Source organism: Xanthobacter aminoxidans (assembly GCF_043193615.1).
In the GTDB taxonomy this organism is placed as follows: domain Bacteria; phylum Pseudomonadota; class Alphaproteobacteria; order Rhizobiales; family Xanthobacteraceae; genus Xanthobacter; species Xanthobacter aminoxidans.
In genome coordinates, this window is sequence record NZ_JBAFUS010000004.1 from 286,065 (window position 1) to 303,762 (window position 17,698).

16 protein-coding genes and 1 tRNA gene are annotated in these 17,698 nt (G+C 69.7%); 13 read left to right on the forward strand and 4 right to left on the reverse strand.

Going from position 1 to position 17,698, the window contains the following annotated elements:
- The first annotated feature begins 19 nt into the window (after nt 1-19).
- The 3 genes from addB (at nt 20) to trxA (ending at nt 6,986) form a co-directional block, all read left to right on the forward strand.
- Nucleotides 20-3,067, forward strand: coding sequence for a double-strand break repair protein AddB (addB, locus tag V5F74_RS20035; RefSeq protein WP_394009793.1), 3,048 nt, complete (start codon nt 20-22; stop codon nt 3,065-3,067).
- Nucleotides 3,064-6,579: a double-strand break repair helicase AddA gene (gene addA, locus V5F74_RS20040; protein WP_394009794.1), complete on the forward strand. Its 3,516-nt coding sequence runs from the start codon at nt 3,064-3,066 to the stop codon at nt 6,577-6,579. The genes addB and addA overlap by 4 nt, the downstream gene beginning before the upstream one ends.
- Nucleotides 6,580-6,665: 86 nt before the next feature.
- The gene (trxA, locus tag V5F74_RS20045) at nt 6,666-6,986 is read left to right on the forward strand and encodes a thioredoxin (protein ID WP_024276966.1); all 321 of its coding nucleotides are present in this window, start codon (nt 6,666-6,668) and stop codon (nt 6,984-6,986) included.
- A gap of 76 nt (nt 6,987-7,062) precedes the next feature.
- Here the strand turns inward: trxA and V5F74_RS20050 are convergent, their stop codons facing one another.
- From V5F74_RS20050 to def, 4 genes are all read right to left on the reverse strand, one after another.
- Nucleotides 7,063-7,413 (reverse strand): hypothetical protein, encoded by a 351-nt coding sequence (locus V5F74_RS20050; RefSeq protein WP_029556614.1) that lies wholly within the window; start codon nt 7,411-7,413, stop codon nt 7,063-7,065.
- Nucleotides 7,414-7,554: 141 nt separating this feature from the next.
- On the reverse strand, nt 7,555-8,292 hold the full coding sequence (truA, locus tag V5F74_RS20055; protein WP_029556615.1) for a tRNA pseudouridine(38-40) synthase TruA: 738 nt from the start codon (nt 8,290-8,292) through the stop codon (nt 7,555-7,557).
- Between the two features lie 17 nt (nt 8,293-8,309).
- Nucleotides 8,310-9,233 carry a methionyl-tRNA formyltransferase gene (gene fmt / locus V5F74_RS20060; protein ID WP_029556616.1) on the reverse strand — a complete coding sequence of 308 codons (924 nt, stop codon included), beginning with the start codon at nt 9,231-9,233 and terminating at the stop codon, nt 8,310-8,312.
- Between the two features lie 37 nt (nt 9,234-9,270).
- Complete coding sequence (gene def / locus V5F74_RS20065; protein WP_029556617.1) at nt 9,271-9,789, reverse strand: peptide deformylase; 519 nt, start codon at nt 9,787-9,789, stop codon at nt 9,271-9,273.
- 100 nt (nt 9,790-9,889) lie between these two features.
- Between def and V5F74_RS20070 the strand changes: the two genes are divergently transcribed.
- From V5F74_RS20070 to V5F74_RS20115, 10 genes are all read left to right on the forward strand, one after another.
- Nucleotides 9,890-11,044 carry a DNA recombination protein RmuC gene (locus V5F74_RS20070; RefSeq protein WP_394009795.1) on the forward strand — a complete coding sequence of 385 codons (1,155 nt, stop codon included), beginning with the start codon at nt 9,890-9,892 and terminating at the stop codon, nt 11,042-11,044.
- 11 nt (nt 11,045-11,055) lie between these two features.
- Entirely contained in the window at nt 11,056-11,409 is a 354-nt protein-coding gene (locus V5F74_RS20075) for a DUF2200 domain-containing protein (RefSeq protein ID WP_394009796.1), read from the forward strand.
- Nucleotides 11,410-11,533: 124 nt separating this feature from the next.
- Nucleotides 11,534-12,412: a bifunctional DNA-formamidopyrimidine glycosylase/DNA-(apurinic or apyrimidinic site) lyase gene (mutM, locus tag V5F74_RS20080; protein WP_029556620.1), complete on the forward strand. Its 879-nt coding sequence runs from the start codon at nt 11,534-11,536 to the stop codon at nt 12,410-12,412.
- Between the two features lie 127 nt (nt 12,413-12,539).
- Entirely contained in the window at nt 12,540-13,310 is a 771-nt protein-coding gene (locus V5F74_RS20085) for an enoyl-CoA hydratase (RefSeq protein WP_024276973.1), read from the forward strand.
- 134 nt (nt 13,311-13,444) lie between these two features.
- Nucleotides 13,445-13,529 (forward strand) — tRNA-Leu (locus V5F74_RS20090).
- A gap of 165 nt (nt 13,530-13,694) precedes the next feature.
- Complete coding sequence (locus tag V5F74_RS20095) at nt 13,695-14,915, forward strand: tyrosine-type recombinase/integrase (protein ID WP_394009797.1); 1,221 nt, start codon at nt 13,695-13,697, stop codon at nt 14,913-14,915.
- A gap of 77 nt (nt 14,916-14,992) precedes the next feature.
- On the forward strand, nt 14,993-15,688 hold the full coding sequence (locus V5F74_RS20100; RefSeq protein WP_394009798.1) for a hypothetical protein: 696 nt from the start codon (nt 14,993-14,995) through the stop codon (nt 15,686-15,688).
- Between the two features lie 132 nt (nt 15,689-15,820).
- Nucleotides 15,821-16,033 (forward strand): helix-turn-helix transcriptional regulator, encoded by a 213-nt coding sequence (locus V5F74_RS20105; RefSeq protein WP_250164919.1) that lies wholly within the window; start codon nt 15,821-15,823, stop codon nt 16,031-16,033.
- A 5-nt stretch (nt 16,034-16,038) separates the two neighbouring features.
- Complete coding sequence (locus V5F74_RS20110; protein WP_394009799.1) at nt 16,039-16,521, forward strand: helix-turn-helix domain-containing protein; 483 nt, start codon at nt 16,039-16,041, stop codon at nt 16,519-16,521.
- Between the two features lie 4 nt (nt 16,522-16,525).
- On the forward strand, nt 16,526-17,662 hold the full coding sequence (locus V5F74_RS20115) for a tyrosine-type recombinase/integrase (RefSeq protein WP_394009800.1): 1,137 nt from the start codon (nt 16,526-16,528) through the stop codon (nt 17,660-17,662).
- Nucleotides 17,663-17,698: the final 36 nt, after the last annotated feature.

Below are 17,698 nucleotides of genomic sequence, written 5' to 3' on the forward strand. Positions count from 1 at the left end.
CGGGACGAGGAGTGAAGCCGTGCCGCGCGTGCTGACCATTCCGCCCTCCGCGCCCTTCCTGCCGGTGCTCGCGCGGGCGCTGCTCGACGGCGCGCTGGTGGAAGGCTTCGCGCCGCGTCACGATCCGCTCGCGCTGGCCGGTGCCACCGTCTTTCTGCCCACCCGCCGCGCCGGGCGGCTGTTCGCCGAGGCGCTGCTGGAGGCGTCGGGCGGAACGGCGCTGCTGCTGCCGCGCATCGTGCCCCTGGGCGACGTGGACGAGGACGCGCTCGCCTTCTCGGAAGACGCGCCGGTGCTGGCCGCGCCCCACGCCATCGCCCCGGTCCACCGCCGGCTGGTGCTGGCGCGGCTGGTCGCGCACTGGCGCGATACGCTGTCCAAGGCGGTGGAGCGGGAGGCGGTCGCCGCCGGCACCGCCTCCACCTTTGCCCTCGCCGATGCGCTGGGCTCCCTGTTCGACGATCTCACCACCGCCGGCCTCGGCGTCGAGCGGATGGACGGGCTCGTGCCGGACGAGCTGGACCGCTATTTCAAGGTGGGGCTGGATTTCGTCCGCATCGCCCGGCGCGCCTTCTCCGCCTATCTGGCGGAGGAGGGGCTGGTGGAGCCCGCCGCCCGTCGCGATGCGCTGGTGGATGCCGAGGCGCGCCGCCTCACGGCGCTCGGCACGGCCGCCGGGCCGGTGATCGCCGCCGGCTCCACCGGCTCCATGCCGGCCACCGCGCGCCTCCTGAAGGCGATCGCCAGCCTGCCCCATGGCGCCGTGGTGCTGCCGGGGCTGGACCTCGATCTCGATGCGCCGTCCTTCGACCGGCTCGCCGATCCCGTGCTCGGCGCGCCCGACCATCCGCAATACGGCCTCGCCCGCCTTCTCGGCACCCTCGGTGTAGAGCGGGGGGAGGTGATCCCGCTGGCCCCGTCGGCTCCCTTCGGCCGTGAGCGGCTGATGGGCGAGGCGCTGCGGCAGGCCGAGATGACCGACCTCTGGGCGACGCTGCCCGCGCGCCTGCCGGCGGATGACCTTGCCGCCGCCATGGCCGGCATCAGCGTGGTGGAGGCGGACGATCCCCGCGCCGAGGCGCTGAGCGTCGCGCTCCTGCTGCGCGACAGCCTGGAGCGGCCGGGCGAGACGGCGGCCCTCGTCACCCCGGATCGCGACCTTGCGCGGCGGGTGGCGGCGGAGATGGCGCGCTTCGGCGTGGCGCTGGACGATTCCGCCGGAACGCCGCTGGCCGACGCCCCCGCCGGGCGCCTCGCCGGATTGTTGGTGACGGCGGCGGCGGAAGGGCTGGCGCCGGTGCCGCTGTTTGCGCTCCTCACCCACCCGCTGGCGCGCTTCGGCCTCGATGCGGACGCGAAGGCCGAAGCGGTGGCGGCTTTGGAACTGGCCGCCCTGCGCGGTCCCCGCCCCGCCGCTGGCCTCGCCGGCCTCTCCGCCGCGCTGGATGCGCATGATCCCGAAGGCTACCGCCGCTCCGATCCGCGCAGCCGCATCGATGGTGCGGCCATCGCCGCCGCGCGTGATCTGGTGCGGCGGCTGGAGGGCGCGCTCGGCTCGCTGCTGGCGCTGGGCGACCGCCACGGTGCCGTTCCCCTCGCCGAACTCGTCGCCGCCCATCGCGCTGCGGTGGAGGCCGCCGCCGGCCGGCTCGATCCCGAGGCCGAGGATGCGGCGGAGGCGGCCCTCGCCCGCACCTTCGACACGCTGAAGAGCGCCGCCGGCGACGGCCCGGCCCTCGACCTCGCCTCCTATGCGGATGCGGCGGGCGCGCTCTTCTCCGACACCATGGTCCGCCCGCGCGCCGAGCCCCATGCGCGCATCCGCATCCTCGGCCCGCTGGAAGCGCGCCTCGTCCATGTGGACCGCATGGTGCTGGGCGGTCTGGTGGAGGGCTCCTGGCCGACCATTCCCGAGACCGACCCGTGGCTGAGCCGCCCCATGCGGGCGCAACTGGGCCTCGACCTGCCGGAGCGGCGCATCGGCCTGTCCGCCCACGATTTCGCGCAGGGCTTCGGCGCGCGCGAACTGGTGCTGAGCTTCGCCGCCAAGGTGGGCGGCACCCAGAGCGTGCCCTCGCGCTTCGTGCAGCGGCTGAAGACCGTGGCCGGGGAGGCCGAGTGGAACGCCGCCCGCGCGCGGGGCGCCCGCTTCGTCCGCGCCGCCCGCCGTTTGGATGAGGCGCCCGCCGTGCCCCGCGCGACCCGGCCCGCGCCCGCCCCGCCGCTGGAGCTGCGCCCGCGCCGGCTCTCGGTGACGGAGATCGAGACCTTCCTGCGCGATCCCTATTCCATCTATGCCCGGCACGTGCTCGGCCTGTCCCCGCTGGACGACCTCGACGCACCGCCGGGCGGCGCCGAGCGGGGCAGCGCGCTGCACGAGGCCGTGGGCCGTTTCACCACCGACTTCCCCGACGACCTGCCGCCCGACGCGCTGGCGCGGCTGATCGAGGAGGGCGCCCGCGCCTTCGCGCCGCTGAAGGCGTTCCCTGCGGAACATGCCCTGTGGTGGGCGCGGTTCGAGCGGGCGGCGGCCTTCCTCGTCGCCTTCGAGCGCGAGCGGCGGGCGCATCTGGACCGCATCGTCGCCGAGACGAAGGGGAGCCTCGAAATCCCGCTCGCCGCCTCCACCTTCCGCCTCACCGGCCGCGCCGACCGCATCGAGATCAAGCGCGACGGGACGCTCGCCATCATCGACTACAAGACCGGCACCGCACCGAGCGCGAAGCAGGCCGCCTCCCTCTCCCCCCAATTGCCGCTGGAAGCGGCCATGGCCCGGCGTGGCGGCTTCGAGGGGGTGCCGGGGGCGCCGGTGGAGGAACTCACCTATGTGGAGCTGAAGGGCGGGGCCGACGGCGGCGCGGAGAAGCCGGTGAAGGTGAAGGACCGCTCCACCCACGACCTCGCCGAGGATGCCCTCGCCGGCCTCGAAAGCCTGCTGAAGGCGTTCGAGAATGTGGCGCAGGGCTATCGCTCGCTCGCCGCGCCGCAATGGTCCGGCCGCTATGGCGATTATGACCACCTCGCCCGCGTGCGCGAATGGGCGCTGGCCGGGGAGGAAAGCGAATGAGCGCGAGCCTCGAGAGCAGCGCCAAGTCCGAGGCCACCCGCCGCCAGTCGGAGGCCTCTCACCCCGCCGTTTCTGCCTGGGTCTCGGCCAATGCCGGCTCGGGCAAGACCCATGTGCTCGCCCGCCGCGTCATCCGGCTGCTGCTCGCCGGCACGCCGCCGGGGCGCATCCTGTGCCTCACCTATACCAAGGCGGCGGCGGCCAACATGGCGAACCGCGTGCTCGCCATCCTCGGCTGCTGGGCGCGCATGGACGATGCCGCGCTCGATGCCGCCATCGCCGAGACGGTGGGCGAGGCGCCGGATGAAGCCCTGCGCGCCCGCGCGCGCCGGCTGTTCGCGGCAGCGCTGGAGACGCCGGGCGGGCTGAAGATCCAGACCATCCACGCCTTCTGCGGCGGCCTTCTGCACCGCTTCCCGTTCGAGGCGGACGTGGCGGCGGGCTTCCGCGAGCTGGACGAGGTGGCCCGGCGCGAATTGATGGCCCGCATCCGCGCCGATCTGGTGGTTTCCGCGAGTCTCGCCCCCGCCTCTCCCACCGGCGAGGCGCTGGCGCGGCTCACGGAGGAGATGTCCGACAGCGGCCTCACCGGCCTCATCGAGGCGGCGGTGGCGCTGCGCGCGCGCATCCTGCCCCTGGGCGACACGCCCGCCGCCCGCCGGGCGGCCGTGGCGCGGGCGCTGGGGCTGCCGGCGGGGCTGACCGTGGCAGACGTGGAAACCGAGATGCTGGCGAGCCCGCATCTGCCTCGCTCCGAATGGGAGAGCGTCGCGGCGACGCTCGCCACCTCAGACAAGGCCACCGACCGCAAGCGCGCCGACGACCTCGCCGCCGCCGCTGCGGCAGAAGACGACGCCTCTGCGCTCGTGGCCTATCGCGGCGTGTTCTTCGGCTCGGATGGCCCGCGCTCCGACAAGAACCTGCTCACCAAGGGCATGGGCACGCGCGAGCCGGACCTGCTCGCCCGCTTCACCGCCGAGCGCGACCGCCTCGCCGGCCTCGACGATCGCCTGAAGGCCGCCTGGACGCTGGAGCGCACCGGCGCGGCCCTCACCCTCGGCGCGGCGGCCTGCCAGGCCTACGAGACCGCGAAGGCGGCGCGGGGCCTGCTCGACTTCGACGACCTCATCACCAAGGCCGCGGCCATGCTCGCCGAGCAGCCGACCTTCGTGCAGTTCAAGCTCGACCAGGGCATCGACCACATCCTCGTGGACGAGGCGCAGGATACGAGCCCCGAGCAGTGGAAGGTGGTGGAGGGCCTCGCCTCCGACTTCTTCTCCGGTGAGGGCGCGCGGGCGGGCGTGACCCGCACCATCTTCGTGGTGGGCGACGAGAAGCAGTCCATCTTCTCCTTTCAGGGCGCCGATCCGCGCGCTTTCGGCGCCATGCGCTCGACCTTTGCGCGCAAGGTGGGGGACGAGGCGTTCCGCCGGGTGGAACTGCCTCACTCCTTCCGCTCCGCGCCGGGCGTGCTGGAGGCGGTGGATGCCATCTTCAAGAGCGAGGTGGCCCATGCGGGGCTGACCCTCGATGGGGTGGGCCCCGTCCACGCCGCCATCCGCGCCGATGCGCCGGCCTTGGTGGAGATCTGGCCCACCACCGTTCCCGAGCCCCATCCCGAGCCGGACAACTGGCGCCGGCCGCTGGACGAGGTGCCCACCGACGATCCCGTCAGCCGGCTCGCCGCGCGCATCGCGAGCTTCATCCAGGCGGGCATCGCCAACGGCCTCGCCATCCCCTCCCGCGACGGGCGGCCCATGCGGGCCGGCGACGTGCTGGTGCTGGTGCGCCGGCGCGGGCGGGTGTTCGAGGCCGTCATCCGCGCGCTGAAGGAACTGAAGGACCCGCGCGTGCAGGTGGCCGGCGCCGACCGGCTGGTGGTGCCGGAGCACATCGCCGCCCTCGATCTGATGGCACTGGGCGACGCGCTGCTCTCGCCGCACGACGATCTTTCGCTCGCGGCCGTACTGAAAAGCCCTCTGTTCGGCTTCGCCGACGACGACCTCATGGCCCTGTGCCCGCAGCGCAAGGGAACACTGGCCTCCGTCCTCTCCACGTCAGACGATCCGCGCCACCGCGCCGCCGCCGCGCGCCTCGCCGGCTGGCAGGGCGAGGCGGAGGGGCTGCGGCCGTTCGATTTCTACGGCCGCGTCCTCGGCCGCGACGGCGGACGGCGGGCCATGCTGGTGCGGCTCGGCCCCGAGGCGGCGGACGTGCTGGACGAGTTCATGGCGCTGGCCCGCACCTATGAGGGCGCGGAACCCGCGAGCCTTGCCGGCTTCCTCGCGTTTCTGCGGCGCGGCGGGGCCGAGACCAAGCGCGACATGGAGAGCGGGCGCGACGAGGTGCGGGTGATGACCGCCCATGGCGCGAAAGGGCTGGAGGCGCCCCTCGTCATCCTCGCCGACACGGTGGACATGCCGCGCCCGCGCATCGCCGGTGGTCTGCTCACCTTGCCGGGTGCGGGGGTGCCGGTGCTGGCGCCGCGCAAGGCGGAAGACCCGGAGGTGCTCGCCACCGCCCGCGCCGCCGCCGCCGCCCGCGAGCTGGAGGAATATCGCCGGCTGTTCTACGTGGCGCTGACCCGCGCCGAGGACGCGCTCGTCATCTGCGGCGCCGAGACCCGCGCGCCGGCCAAGGACAAGCCCCACGCCCGGCCCGAGGGCTGCTGGTACGACCTCGCCCGCGCGGCGCTGGAGCCGGACGCCGACGCGGGCCCGGCGCTGGGCTTCGAGGGTGAGGTGCTGCGCTGGCGCAGGGGGCCGGGGCTGAAGGTGGCGGGCGGTGGTGCCGCGGTGGCGGCAATGGTCGAGGAGGGGGAGGCGCTTTCGTTTCCGAATCCCCCGCCGCCCGAACCCACCTTGCGCCGCCTGCGTCCCTCCGGCCTCGACGGAACGGACCCCCGACCCGAACGGCCGGCGGCGCCCGCGCCGCTGCCCGAGAGTGCGCTGTCTCCCCTCCTGCGCGGCGATCTGGTCCACAGGCTGCTGGCCGGCCTGCCGGAGGTGGCGGCGGCCGAGCGGGAGGCGGCGGGCCTGCGCCTGCTGCGCCACGCGGCGGACGGGGTGGACGAGGCGGCGCACCGGGCGATTCTCGCCGAGGCGCTCGGCGTGCTCGGCCATGCGCCCCTCGCGGAGCTGTTCGGCGCCGGAAGCCGGGCCGAGGTGCCGGTGATCGGGCGCATCACGGGCGGAGGCGGGGAGGTGTTCGCCGTCAACGGCCGCATCGACCGGCTGGTGGTGTTGCCCGACCGCATCCTCGTGGCCGACTTCAAGACGGACCGGGTACCGCCTTCGGACCCCGCGGAGGCCGGCGAAAGCTATGTTTCCCAGCTCGCCGTCTATGGCGCCATTCTGTCGCAGGCGTTCGGCGGGCGGCCGGTGGAAGCGCGCCTGATCTATACGGCGGGGCCGCTTGTGGTGCCGCTCATTCCCTCCCGGCTCGCCGCGGCGCTGACGAAGCTTGGTGTTCCGTCCCCGCCTTTCGCCTCCCACGGCGTCAAGGGCGCGTGAAGCCGCCTTGACGGGGAGGGGAGGGGCTACCTACGTTCTCCCCCAACATCCAGTGGTTCTCCCCGTTCTGCCCTACGAGGTATGTCATGGCCGTCGAGAAGGTTTCCGATCAGAATTTCGATCAGGACGTGCTGAAGTCCAGCGCGCCGGTCATCGTCGACTTCTGGGCGGAGTGGTGCGGCCCCTGCCGCATGGTTGCCCCCATCCTGGAGGAAGTCTCCGGCGAGCTGGGCGAGAAGGTCCGCATCGTGAAGCTGAACGTGGACGAGAATCCGCAGACGGCATCCAAGTACGGCATCATGTCCATTCCCACCCTGCTCCTGTTCAAGGACGGCAAGATCGCCTCCCGTCAGGTGGGCGCCGCCCCCAAGGCCAAGCTGGTGCAGTGGATCAACGGCTCGATCTGAGCTTCGACTCCGCCGAATATGAAAAAGCCCCCGATTCGGGGGCTTTTTTGTTTTTGTTGGGGGGCTTGAACAGGCCTCAGCCGTGCCTTGCCAGCATTTTCCCTGAGGGAGAGACGCGCTCCACCGTGAACGCGGAGGCAGGGCGTACCCGCCATGGGCGGTCGAGGCAGAGGCTGGCATCGTTGAGCCGGGCCGCCTCGGCCTGCGCCTCGCCCTCATTGGCGAAGCGATGCGCCTCGCGGGGGAAGAAAGCGCCGCCTGGAACGATGACGGTCTCACCCTCCTGCGTATCGATCCGGGTTTCACTGCCGTCGAAGAAGACCCAGCCGCACGGCGCACCCGGCACGGCGCGGGCGACCAGATGGGCGAGGGAGAGGGGGACGCGGCGGCGCGCGGGCTGCCAGCGCGGCATACGGAAACTGAACATCGGACCCGTTGTCCTCTATCGCCCCTGAGGTGTCTTCCCAGTGGAAATGCTCAAGGGTGCCCGACCGTTCCAACCTGCGACGTCGTGAACGTCACCAGGATGTTACCCACAGCAAGGCTCAAGCCGGCGGAACGGAGCGGCTCAATAGCTGACGGCGGCGAGATAGAGCCCCGCTGCCGGGGCCATGGGGCCGCAGCGGGTGCGATCGGCGGCGGCGAGGGCGGTGGCGAGATCGTCCGCGCTCCAGCGGCCTTCCCCCACCCGCATCAGCGAGCCCACCATGGAGCGCACCTGATGGTGCAGGAAGGACCGGGCGGAGGTGACGACGCGGATTTCGTCGCCGTGGCGGGACACATCCAGCTGGTCCAGCGTCTTCACCGGCGAGGCGGCCTGGCACTCGGCGGCGCGGAAGGTGGAGAAATCGTGCTTGCCCAGCAGACGCTGGGCGGCGTCGTGCATCGCCTCGGCGTCGAGCTTCTGGGGGATGCGCCACGCCCGGTCGCGGTCGAGGGCGAGATCGGGGCGGCGGTTGACGATGCGGTAGAGGTAGTGCCGCCTGGTGGCGGAGAAGCGGGCGTCGAAGCTGTCCGGGACAAGCTCGGCGGAGAGCACCGCCACCGGATGGGGCCGAAGCTGGGCCGTCATGGCGTCGCGCACCGTATCCGTGCGCCAGTCCTTCGACAGATCCACATGGGCCACCTGCCCGGTGGCATGGACGCCGGCATCGGTGCGCCCGGCGCCCGCTACCGTCACCTTTTCCCCGCAGAAACGCTGAAAGGCTTCGGCCAGCACACCCTGCACGGTCGGCAGCTCCGCCTGCATCTGCCAGCCGGCGAAGGGGGTGCCATCATATTCGATGGTGAGCTTGTAGCGGGGCATGGCGGGTCTGGCCGCCCTCAGGCGAGCCGGCTTCCGGGCGGGACGGCATTGCCCCTCAGGAATGTGTCCGCCCCCATGGGCTGCTTGCCGGCCTTCTGCAGCTCCACGAGCCGCACCGCGCCCGCGCCGCAGGCGATGGTGAGGTGGTCGTCAAGTACCGTGCCGGGCGCTGCGGAGCCCTCCGCCAGCGTCGAGCGCAGCACCTTCACCCGCGCCTCGTCCGGCCCGAGGGGGAACCAGGCGCCGGGGAAGGGGGAGAGGCCGCGGATGCGGTCGTGCACCTCCTGGGCGGGCTTTGACCAGTCGATGCGGGTCTCCGCCTTCTCGATCTTGGCGGCATATTCCACGCCGGTCGCCGGCTGGGGCGTGAAGCCGAGCCCGCCGCGCTCCAGCGCGGCCAGCGCCCGGCCCATGAGGTCGGCGCCGATCACCATCATGCGGTCGTGCAATTCGCCGGCGGTCATGTCCGGGCCGATGGGGATGCGCTCCACGAGGCCCACGGGGCCGGTGTCCAGCCCCGCTTCCATCTGCATCACCGCGACGCCGGTCTCCGTGTCGCCGGCCATGATGGCCCGCTGGATCGGCGCGGCGCCGCGCCAGCGCGGCAGCAGCGAGCCGTGCAGGTTCAGGCAGCCGAGGCGCGGCGCATCGAGGATGGCCTGCGGCAGGATGAGGCCATAGGCCACCACCACCGCCACGTCCGCCTCATGGGCACGGAAGGCGTCCGCCGCCTCCTCGCCCTTCAGGCTCCTGGGCGTGAACACCGGCAGGCCGAAGCGCTCGGCCACCGCATGGACGGGGGAGGGGGTGAGGTCGAGCCCGCGCCGGCCGGCCGGGGCCGGGGCGCGGGTATAGACCGCCACCACCTCGTGGCCGCGCCCGACGATCTCCGAGAGGGTGGGCACGGCGAAATCCGGCGTACCCATGAAGACGATGCGCATGGACCCTCGTGTCCCGTGATCTCCCGCCGCAGCGGGATCAGGCCTCGGCCTTGTGCTTCGCCTGCTTGGTGAATTTCTTGATGACCCGGTCGCGCTTCAGCTTGGAGATGTGATCGATGAAGAGCACGCCGTTGAGATGGTCGATCTCGTGCTGCACGCAGGTGGCGAACAGGCCCTCGGCCTCCACCTCCCGCGTCTTGCCCTCCACGTCCATAAAGCGCACCGCCACCTTCGCCGGGCGCTCCACCTCCTCGTAATATTCGGGGATGGAGAGGCAGCCCTCGCTGTAGACGGAGGTCTCTTCCGAGGCGGCGATGATTTCCGGATTGATGAGGGCGATGGGCTTCTTGTTCTCGCCGTCGCGCGCGACATCGATGGTGATGACGCGGCGCTGCACGCCCACCTGTATGGCCGCCAGCCCGATGCCGGGGGCGTCGTACATGGTCTCGAACATGTCCTCCACCAGCTTGCGCACCTCGCTGTCGATCTTCTCGACCGGGGTGGAAAGCGTGCGCAGCTTGGGCTCGGGGATGATGAGGATGGGCCGGATCGTCATTCGAGCGAGATAAGCGAAGCTGCCGCATAGGTCAACATGTTCGCCGTTTGTTCAGATGAGAGAATCACGTAAGAAGAGAAGGTTCACGCAAGAGCAAGGCATGCCGGTTGTGCTGTTCACCTTCGGCGGGCGGCCCTTCACCGTGGCCGAGGCGGCTGCGGTCGCCGCGGCGGTGCTGGCGCTGCTGCTGTTTCTGGTGCTGGTGAGCCTCGTGCGCCAGTCGCGGGCGCGCGCCGCCGCGGTCGCAGAGGAAGCACTCCGGCGCGACGAGATGGATCGCCGCCTGCGCGAGCTGGTCCGCGTCCAGTCCGAGACCGCCGGCCGCGTGCAGAGCATGACGGAGATCCTCGCCCAGAGGCAGAGCGAGCTGGCCCGCGCCGTCTCCGACCGGCTCGACCAGACCTCCCATCGGCTGGGAGAGACCCTCTCCACCGCCGCCCGCGCCACCCATGAAAGCCTGACGCGTATCGCCGAGCGTCTCGTGATGGTGGAGACGGCCGAGCGCACGCTCGGCGATCTTTCCGCGCAGGTGGTTTCCCTGCGCGAGACGCTGGCCAACAAGCAGGCGCGCGGCGCCTTCGGGCAGGCGCGGATGGAGGCCATCGTCTCCGATGGCTTGCCGCGCGGAAGCTTCGCCTTCCAGTACACCCTCTCCAACGGCAAGCGGCCGGACTGCGCCATCTTCCTGCCGGGGGATGCGCGCCCGCTGCTCATCGATTCCAAATTCCCGCTGGAGGCTGTCACCGCCTTCCGCGAGGCGCCATCCGCCGAGCATCGCAAGGCCGCAGGCCAGCGCCTGCGCAACGATCTCTTGAAGCACGTCTATGACGTGGCCGAGCGCTACTTCATCCCCGGCGAGACGCAGGACGTAGCGCTCATCTTCGTGCCGTCCGAATCCGTCTATGCCGAGATCAGCGAGCATTTCGACGGCGTGGTGCAGGAGGCCTATCGCCAGCGCGTGGTGCTGGTTTCGCCATCGCTCCTGATGCTGGCCGTGCAGGTGGTGCAGGCCATCGCCAAGGACGCCCGCATGCGCGAGGAGGCGGACCGCGTGCGGGCCGAGGTCGGCGCCCTGGTGGAGGACGTGAGCCGCCTGCGCGAGCGGGTGGGCGACCTCGCGAAGCATTTCGCGCAGGTGGGTGACGACGTGCAGCGCGTCATCATCTCCGCCGACAAGATCGCCCGGCGCGGGCTGAGGCTGGAGCAGCTCGACTTCGACACCCCCGGTCCGGCGTCCTCCCCGCCGCCCAAGTGAGGGCCGGCGCCATGCCGAAGCACCGCATCACCACCACCAGCTTCGCCAGCGTCTATCCCCTCTATGTCGCCAAGGCCGAGCGGAAGGGGCGCACGCCGGCGGAGGTGGACGCGGTGATCCGCTGGCTGACCGGTTATTCCGACGCCGAGCTTGCCACCCTCCTTGCCGGAAAGACCGATTTCGAGACCTTCTTCGCGCAGGTCCCCGCCCCCAATCCCGCCCGCGCGCTCATCACGGGCGTGGTCTGCGGCGTGCGGGTGGAGGAGGTCGCCGAGCCGACCATGCGGGAGATGCGGTATCTCGATAAGTTGATCGACGAACTGGCGCGCGGGCGGCCGCTGGAGAAGATCCTGCGCAAGGGCTGAGGCCTGTTGATGCGGCCCCGGTCGGGGGTTGCGGCATCTTGCGCGGCGGCCTGCGAGGCGGGATGCTGACGCCTGAGATGAATCGCGCGCCGGTTGGGGCGCGCCCGTGACCTTTAAGGACGAAATGCCCGAACTGCCCGAGGTGGAAACCGTCCGCCGCGGCCTGATGCCCGTCTTGCAGGGCGCCGTGATCGAAAGCGCCGAGGCGCGCCGCCCGGACCTGCGCTGGCCGCTGCCGGAGAACTTCGCCGAACGCCTCGCCGGCCGCCGCGTGGAGGCCATCGGCCGCCGCGCCAAATACCTGCTCGCCGACCTCGACGGCGGCGAGGTGATGATCCTGCACCTCGGCATGTCCGGCTCCATCCGGGTGGAGGGCGAAAAGGCGCTCCGCCCCGGGGCCTTCCATTATCCCCGCGCCGCCGCCGGGCCGCACGACCATGTGGTGCTGCACCTCGCCGGCGGCACCACCGTGACCTTCAACGATCCGCGCCGCTTCGGCGCCATCCTGATCGTCCCCTACGACCGGCTGGAGAGCCATCCGCTTCTGGCGGGCCTCGGCCCGGAGCCGCTGGGCAACGCCTTCCATGCCGACTATCTCGCGGGCGCGTTCGCGCGCCGCAAGACGTCGCTGAAGGCCGCGCTGCTGGACCAGAAGCTGGTGGCGGGCCTCGGCAACATCTATGTCTGCGAGGCACTGTTCCGCGCCGGCCTCTCGCCGCGCCGCCTTGCCCACACCATCGTCACGAAGGACGGCAAGCCGACGCCGCGGGTCGAGCGTCTCGTCACCGCCATTCGCGACGTGCTGCGCGAGGCCATCCAGGCCGGCGGCTCCTCGCTGCGGGACCACAAGCAGGTGAGCGGCGAGCTCGGCTATTTCCAGCACACCTTCCGCGTCTACGACCGCGAGGGCGAACCCTGCCGCACCCGGCACTGCAAGGGCATCGTCCAGCGCATCGTGCAAGGCGGGCGCTCCACCTTCTACTGCCCGGTCTGTCAGAGATAGCGCAGCCCCGCACGGCCGCTGTGCGAGGCTGCCACTTCGCATGCCGGCGCGGAAGCGCTAGAGCACGGTTCCGCGCGCGCGGCGCAGGATATCGACCGGCGTCACGCCGGCTCAGGAGGAGATGAGGATGGCTTACGAGACGATCCTGTTGGAGGTGGACGAGCGGGTCGGCATCATCCGGCTGAACCGCCCGCAGGCGCTCAACGCGCTCAACGCCCAGCTCATCAACGAGCTGAACGCCGCCCTCGACGTGCTCGAGAACGACCGCGCCATCGGCTGCATCATCCTCACCGGTTCGGAGAAGGCGTTCGCCGCCGGCGCCGACATCAAGGCGATGCAGAGCTTCACCTATCCGGACACGTATCTCGACGACTACATCACCTCCTGGGAGCGCCTCTCGCGCACCCGCAAGCCGGTGATCGCGGCGGTAGCCGGCTTCGCCCTGGGCGGCGGCTGCGAGCTGGCCATGATGTGCGACTTCATCCTCGCCGCCGACACGGCGAAGTTCGGCCAGCCGGAGATCAAGCTCGGCGTCATGCCCGGCTCGGGCGGCACCCAGCGCCTCACGCGCTTCGTCGGCAAGTCCAAGGCCATGGAGATGTGCCTCACCGGCCGGCTGATGGATGCGGTGGAAGCCGAGCGCTCCGGCCTCGTCTCGCGCATCATCCCCGCCGCCGAGCTGATGACGGAGGCGCTGAAGGTCGCCAAGGTCATCGCCGGCATGTCGCTGCCCATCGCCATGCAGACCAAGGAGGCGGTGAACCGCTCCTACGAGACGTCGCTTGCCGAGGGCATCCGCTTCGAGCGCCGGGTGTTCCAGTCCCAGTTCGGCCTCGCCCACCAGCAGGAAGGCATGAGCGCCTTCATCGAAAAGCGCCCGCCCAACTTCAAGGGCTGACGCAGACGCGGGTGCCGCCCCACCGGCCGCACCCGCCTTCCCCATCTTTCCGCGACAGAGCGCAAGGAGCGTGTTGACAAGCAAGCCGCACCCCCTCTATGTGTCGCGCTCCGATCCGGCCCCAACCGGACGGGGCCCAGGTGGCGGAATTGGTAGACGCGCTGGTTTCAGGTACCAGTGGTGAAAGCCGTGGAGGTTCGAGTCCTCTCCTGGGCACCATTTACCCTTCCGGGTAAGTCCCAAAAGCTCCGAAAACCCTTACAAACACTCAATTCTCCGGTCCAGTAGGTTCCGGGGGTGTCTGGGGGTATCCGTTGGCAGCCGGCAAATTTGGGGGTATTTTTGGGGGTATCGGAAACGTACCCCCACTGAGGGCGACCCCCAATGCCCCTGACCGACACGGCCATCCGCGCGGCCAAGGCCGGCGACAAGCCCTATAAGCTGGCGGACGGTGGCGGTCTCTATCTCCTGGTGAACCCGACCGGCTCCCGCCTCTGGCGGTTGAAGTACCGGATCGAGGGCAAGGAGAAGCTCCTCGCCATAGGCCCCTATCCCGATGTGACGCTCGCCAAGGCGCGGGAGCGGCGCGACGACGCCAAGAAGGCGATCATCGACGGGGCCGACCCCTCCGCCCTCAAGAAGCAGTCGCGGGAGGATGCGAAGGTGGCGCCGGCCAACACCTTCCGCGCGGTGGCCGAGGAACACCTTGCCAAGCTGGAGCGCGAGGGGCTTGCCGATATCACGCTGGGGAAGCGGCGTTGGCTCCTCGGGTTCGCATACCCCCATTTCGGGGACCGGGATATCGGCAGTGTCAGCTCGGCCGACGTGCTGGTGGCGCTGCGGGAGATCGAGGCCAAGGGCCACCATGAGACGGCGCGGCGGATGCGGTCCGTCATCGGCTCGGTTTTCCGCTACGCTATCGCCACCGCCCGAATCGAGAACGACCCGACCTTCGCCCTGCGCGGCGCCCTGACCACGCCGAGGGTGCAGCACCGATCGGCTGTCACCACCGCGACCGAGTTGGGGAAGCTCCTCAAGGCCATCGACGGATATCGCGGCCAGCCGGCGACGCGCGCGGCGCTGCGGCTTATGCCTCTGCTGTTTCCCCGTCCCGGAGAGTTGCGCGCGGCGCGGTGGTCCGAATTCGACCTCGACAAGGCGATTTGGTCCATCCCGGCCGAACGCATGAAAATGCGCCGGCCCCACCGCATCCCACTTCCCCCGCAGGCGGTGGCCATTCTTCGCGAGCTTCATGCCGTTACGGCGGGGGAGGATTTCGCCTTCCCCTGCATCGGCGCGGCGAAGAAGCCGATCAGCGAGAACACCCTGAACTTCGCCCTGCGCCGTCTCGGCTTCGGCCCGGATATCGCCACCGCCCACGGCTTCCGCGCCACCGCCTCGACGCTCTTGAACGAGAGTGGGCGGTGGCATGCCGACGCCATCGAGCGCCAGCTCGCCCATGCGGAGAACAATGAGGTGCGCCGCGCCTATTTGCGGGGCGAGCATTGGGAGGAGCGGGTGCGGATGATGGCGTGGTGGGCGGATCATCTGGACGGGCTGCGGGAAAGTGCAGAGGCTTCAGCGCGCCCACTGTGCACGGGGTGAGGAAATCCTCGGACGGCGCTGGACTGAGGGCCAATTGATTCGACAATAAAAATAACGAATCAGTCCGCAGGTGCACTATGTCCGGCCGGTCCAGATGGCGGCTCGCCAAGTCGCTAACCATCTATCAAGCAGCGCTTCTCATCGAAGGTTATGACCCAGCCAAATTTGAGGACTCGCCGCCATACAATTGGCATCCTGATATTAAGAATAAGACGGCCGCAGTTATTCACGCGCTACGAAGTGCGAGTGAAGATGGAACAATAAAACTGGCCAAAGAATTTCGTTCTGGTGAGTTCGATGAATATCTCGATCTAGATCGCAGCTTGATGCGGGTAGACGATATTCGTTCATGGTTGGAAACGGCCGGTTTCAAGGATGGGTTCTTTGTACCTATCGAAGAAGAGGATGATGGGCCTGGCGATTTCCTCAGCCCGTTCTACGCCCCGAAGCTCGCGGCCGCGAACGATGCCTGGAAGGCCGTTACGTCGGATAAGACGTGGCTTCGAGGACGCTCCCCCAAAAAGGCGATCGAGCTGTGGTTGAAGGAGAATGCGGCTCGATACGGATTGATGAACAAAGACGGAACGCCAAACGCCACCGGGATCGAGGAAATCGCCAAGGTGGCGAACTGGAAGCCAGCCGGCGGCGCGCCAACTACCCCCAAGGATAATGGTGGACTAAAGGGTGGGTTCGGAAAAACTACACCTCCCCTTTCGACAAGCAGGGGGGAGGGTTTCTCTAGTCCCGACCTAGATGACGAGATCCCCTTCTAGGTGACTTTTGGTCGGGTTAGGGTTCGCTTAGTGCATTGAGCAGGCATCCTTTTTTCAAATTCGCCCGGCTATTTTACCGTCCGCGTCGCGCCCATCCTTCCATCCATGTCCACTCGGACCCGGATGGAGCCAATGAACGCGAACGATACGACGACCCGCCCCTCTCTCCTGCGCCTGGAGGCCGTGAAGGCCCGCACCTGTCTCAGCCGCAGCACCATCTACGCCTATATGCGGGAGGGGCGCTTTCCCCAGCCGGTGGCCCTGACCGAGCGCTGCGTCGCCTGGATCGAGGCGGAGATTGACGGCTGGATTGCCGACCGCATCGCCACGGGGCGGCGGGGGTGAAGGGGGTGCGCGCCCGCAAGCCGCGCCGATGCTCGCCGCAGAGGGTGAAGCAGGGCACCACCTATGAAGTGGCCGAAGTTGCCAAGCTCCTTGGCATCCACCGCAACACGGTGCGGCGGTGGCTCAAGGAGGGGCTGGGGGCGATCGATGACCGGCGCCCCCTTCTGATCCACGGCTCGGCCCTGAAGGCCTTCCTTGCCAAGCGGCGGGAGAGTCGGCGCCACACCTGCCGCCCCGGCGAGTTCTATTGCTTCCGCTGTCGGGTGCCGCGCGCGCCGTGGGGCGCTACGGCGGACGTGTCATTCCGCAATGAGAAGGTCGCGCGCCTTGCGGCCCTCTGCGCCTCCTGCGGAACCCCCATGCACCGCACCGTGCGGCGGGCCGACCTGCCGGCCCTCGGCGCCCTGATCGATCTGCACACGCTGGCGCCGGAACGAATGAATGGGTGTTCCGACCCCAATGCAAACCGTGCTTTCGAGGAGGTGTGATGCGATGACGAGACTGAACCCGTCCAATGAGCGCCTGAAGAGGGACTATATCCGCTATCTAAAGGAAGCCAAGGGCAAGAGCGAGGCGACGCTCGATGCCGTCCGCAAGGCACTCGCCCGCTATGAAGCGTACACGGCGGCAAAGGACTTCAGGACCTTCCGGCGCGAACAGGCCATTGGCTTCAAGGCCCGGCTGGCCGAGACCGAGGGCGTGCGCACCGGCGAGGGCCTGAGCGCATCCACGCAGGCCAGCACGCTCACCGCGCTGAAGGACTTTTTCACCTGGCTGTCGTGGCAACCCGGCTTCAAGTCCAAGGTCCACATGGCGGATATCGACTATCTGTCGCCCTCGAACAAGGATGCGGCGCGGGCCAAGGCGGCGAAGCTGCGGGCCTTCCCCAGCCTCGAACAGGTGCGCGCCACTGTTGCCGCCATGCCGGGGGAGACAGTCATTGACCGGCGCAATCGCGCCCTGGTCGCCTTCGCGCTCCTGACCGGCATCCGCGATCGTGCGCTGGTGTCTCTGTCACTCGGCCATGTGGAGACGTCCGGCAAGATCCCGGTGGTGGCGCAGGACCCCAACAGCGTCGAGACCAAGTTCGCCAAGGCCATCGTCACCTATTTCTTCCCGGTGGGCGACGACCTCGCCGATATCGCGCTCGCCTGGATCGAGGAATTGCGCAAGGTCCACCTGTTCGGCCCGGCCGATCCGCTCTTTCCCCGCACGCGCATGGGCCTCGGCGGCGACGGCGGCTTCGCCCCGGTGGGCATTGAGCGGGAGCATTGGAGCAATGCCTCGCCAGTGCGGGAGATCTTCCGCAAGGCCTTCGAGCGTGCGGGCCTGCCCTATTTCCCGCCCCACTCCTTCCGCCACACCCTCGGCCATCTGGCGCAAACCATGTGCCGAACCCCGGAGGAGCTGAAGGCCTGGAGCCAGAACCTCGGCCACGAGAACATCGCCACCACGCTCACCTCCTACGGGCGGATCGACCCCCACCGGCAGGGTGAGGTGATGGGGCGGATGGGGCGGGAGGCCGATGCCGAGGCCGGCGACGTGCTGGCGCAGATCGGCGCACTCTTGGCGCGGCAGGGAGAATCGGTGTTCAGGGGAGCCGTGGCTCCTGCCGCCGATGCCTCATGATGAACGTAGGTGTTTGGTGTGCATCAAGGGGGAATG

What these genes read in the sequence shown, in the direction of transcription:
- addA (WP_394009794.1), top strand. Translation starts at nt 3,064, where the DNA reads ATGAGCGCGAGCCTCGAGAGCAGCGCCAAGTCCGAGGCCACCCGCCGC.
- trxA (WP_024276966.1), top strand. Translation starts at nt 6,666, where the DNA reads ATGGCCGTCGAGAAGGTTTCCGATCAGAATTTCGATCAGGACGTGCTG.
- V5F74_RS20050 (WP_029556614.1), bottom strand. Translation starts at nt 7,413, where the DNA reads ATGTTCAGTTTCCGTATGCCGCGCTGGCAGCCCGCGCGCCGCCGCGTC.
- truA (WP_029556615.1), bottom strand. Translation starts at nt 8,292, where the DNA reads ATGCCCCGCTACAAGCTCACCATCGAATATGATGGCACCCCCTTCGCC.
- fmt (WP_029556616.1), bottom strand. Translation starts at nt 9,233, where the DNA reads ATGCGCATCGTCTTCATGGGTACGCCGGATTTCGCCGTGCCCACCCTC.
- def (WP_029556617.1), bottom strand. Translation starts at nt 9,789, where the DNA reads ATGACGATCCGGCCCATCCTCATCATCCCCGAGCCCAAGCTGCGCACG.
- V5F74_RS20070 (WP_394009795.1), top strand. Translation starts at nt 9,890, where the DNA reads ATGCCGGTTGTGCTGTTCACCTTCGGCGGGCGGCCCTTCACCGTGGCC.
- V5F74_RS20075 (WP_394009796.1), top strand. Translation starts at nt 11,056, where the DNA reads ATGCCGAAGCACCGCATCACCACCACCAGCTTCGCCAGCGTCTATCCC.
- mutM (WP_029556620.1), top strand. Translation starts at nt 11,534, where the DNA reads ATGCCCGAACTGCCCGAGGTGGAAACCGTCCGCCGCGGCCTGATGCCC.
- V5F74_RS20085 (WP_024276973.1), top strand. Translation starts at nt 12,540, where the DNA reads ATGGCTTACGAGACGATCCTGTTGGAGGTGGACGAGCGGGTCGGCATC.
- V5F74_RS20095 (WP_394009797.1), top strand. Translation starts at nt 13,695, where the DNA reads ATGCCCCTGACCGACACGGCCATCCGCGCGGCCAAGGCCGGCGACAAG.
- V5F74_RS20100 (WP_394009798.1), top strand. Translation starts at nt 14,993, where the DNA reads ATGTCCGGCCGGTCCAGATGGCGGCTCGCCAAGTCGCTAACCATCTAT.
- V5F74_RS20105 (WP_250164919.1), top strand. Translation starts at nt 15,821, where the DNA reads ATGAACGCGAACGATACGACGACCCGCCCCTCTCTCCTGCGCCTGGAG.
- V5F74_RS20115 (WP_394009800.1), top strand. Translation starts at nt 16,526, where the DNA reads ATGACGAGACTGAACCCGTCCAATGAGCGCCTGAAGAGGGACTATATC.